2 protein-coding genes and 1 pseudogene are annotated in these 2,064 nt (G+C 39.2%); 1 reads left to right on the top strand and 2 read right to left on the bottom strand.

What is annotated here, in order from left to right; genetic code table 11:
• Positions 1 to 124: 124 nt before the first annotated feature.
• Both AC1DUW_RS26865 and AC1DUW_RS26860 read right to left on the bottom strand, forming a co-directional pair.
• Positions 125 to 511, bottom strand: a pseudogene (locus AC1DUW_RS26865) (DDE-type integrase/transposase/recombinase); the annotation flags it as partial.
• Between the two features lie 28 nt (positions 512 to 539).
• Positions 540 to 785, bottom strand: a complete 246-nt coding sequence (locus tag AC1DUW_RS26860; RefSeq protein WP_083450766.1) for a helix-turn-helix domain-containing protein — start codon at positions 783 to 785, stop codon at positions 540 to 542.
• Positions 786 to 968: 183 nt separating this feature from the next.
• Here AC1DUW_RS26860 and AC1DUW_RS26855 point away from each other — a divergent pair.
• Positions 969 to 2,064, top strand: a 1,096-nt coding sequence (locus AC1DUW_RS26855) for an ABC transporter substrate-binding protein (protein WP_477643935.1), incomplete at its 3' end; no start/stop codon positions are given.

Here is a 2,064-nt window from a genome sequence, read left to right as displayed (position 1 = left end):
TAAAAGGACAGAGAAGGGAATGTTGCCATTACTCTTTTCTGTCCTTTTTTGCGTTGTGCGGGAGTCATTCTATTTAGGCTCCATTGGTAACGATTTGTATAGTATTCTTCCATATATTCTTCAATCAATCGGTGTAACTATCAAAAGTTTGACACTCCAAATAATCCACTTCATCTTTAAAATGGGCAAAGAATGATTCCATAATGGCGTTATCCCAATAGTTGCCCTTTCGCGGCATGGATTGTTTCAGCCCTAGTTCTTTCACTCGGCGCTGGAACTCAGTGTGTGTGTAATGAACGCCTTGGTCTGAATGAATGATCGCTTCAGGATATATTAGAACTTTTAGGGAATCATAGAGCTTCTCCAATGTCTGATAGACAATCCCCATCTTGAGACTTTTAGATAAGTGAAAAGCGATGATTTCTCGTGTAACAGCGTCTTTGACACAAGAAAGATAAGCTTGTTGTCCAGAACCATAATAAACGTAAGTGATATCTATAAGGAGAACTTTCCTCGGTCTCCTTGGTTAAAATTCCTGTTTAAGTGGTTTGCTCATGAGTGGCTTTCGGTTGACGAATTGTGGCTTTATGATTGAACTTATGCATGAGCCTCCGAATCTTTTTATGGTTCATCGTGACAAAATGCTTATTCTCTAAAATCATTTTGATGGTGAGTGCACCTGCTTTTTTCCCCTTGGCCTCAAATATTTCCTTAATAAGTTCATAATCCTGCCAATCTTTCTTCTCTTGAGTAAATCGAATCCTTTCAGCATGTACAAGCATCATATACGTTGAGGCTTTATTTCTGGATGATTATGGAAATAAAACCTGGTGAATTTGACGAATAAAGAGTTGTTTTACAAAACCTTAATAGTTGATTAATGTGGGATTAATATTGTCGAATTATGATTAAACCGTAACAAACAGTAATAAACATTAAAAATTCCACACTAAATGGAGGCACTTTTTATGAATTACACATTCAAGAAGAATTGTTACAAGTCTATTCAAGCTGTGATGTTAGGAGTGAGTGTACTAGGATTAGCTGCTTGTGGATCTACTAAAGAGGAGGCTGCTCCAGTTGTTAAGGATCCAAGTTCGTTAACCCTGAAAGAAATTGAAACAAAGGCAAAAGAAGAGGGGACAATTAATAGTGTGGGTATGCCTGATTCATGGGCTAACTGGGGAGAAACGTGGAATGAAGTGATGAAAAAATATAAATTGGAACACAATGATACAGATTTATCCAGTGCCGAAGAGATTGCCAAAATGGAATCTGAAGGAGAGAATGCAACAGCTGATATCGGCGATGTAGGGGTTTCCTTTGGGCCCATCGCAGAACAAAAAGAATTAACGATGCCATATAAAACTTCCTATTGGGACGAGGTACCTGACTGGGCAAAAGATGACAATGGAGATTGGGTTGTTGGATACCAAGGAACGATTGCATTCTTAACTAATAAAGAATTAGTAGATAACCCGCCAAAATCATGGGATGACATATTAAAAGGAGATTATAAAGTAACAGTTGGAGATGTTCAGCGTGGTACACAGAACCAAATGGCCGTTCTTGCTGCCGCTAAGGCTTACGGTGGTGATGAAACAAATCTCCAACCAGGAATTGACTATTTTGCTAAGCTTGCCAAGCAAGGCCGCCTTAGCTTAACTGATGCTAAACCAGCTAATATCGAAAAAGGGGAAGTGGAAGTTGCCTTAGTTTGGGATTTCAATGCTCTTGGTTACGCTGACCAAATTAACCGCGATCAATTTGAAGTCGCCATTCCAAGTGAAGGTTCAGTCGTAAGCGGCTACGCAACTATTATTAACAAAAATGCAAAGCATCCGCATGCGGCGATGGCAACTAGAGAATATATCTTAAGCGATGAAGGACAAATTAACTTAGCTAAAGGATTTGCCCGTCCAATTCGCGATGTAGAACTACCGAAAGAAGTAGCTGAAAAAATGGTTCCAGAAGAACAGTACAAAAATGCAAAACCAATTGAAGATTACAAAGCTTGGGAAGAAACGGCAAAGCAATTACCACAGCTTTGGCAAGAAGAGGTGT

It is taken from the genome of Peribacillus sp. P4_C12 (assembly GCF_056402095.1).
The sequence above is the reverse complement of the archived record's forward strand: the minus strand, read 5'-3'. Positions and strand labels throughout refer to the sequence as shown.

Bases quoted from the DNA above. Each gene is read 5' to 3' on its own strand.
- AC1DUW_RS26860 (WP_083450766.1), bottom strand. From the start codon at position 785: ATGATGCTTGTACATGCTGAAAGGATTCGATTTACTCAAGAGAAGAAA.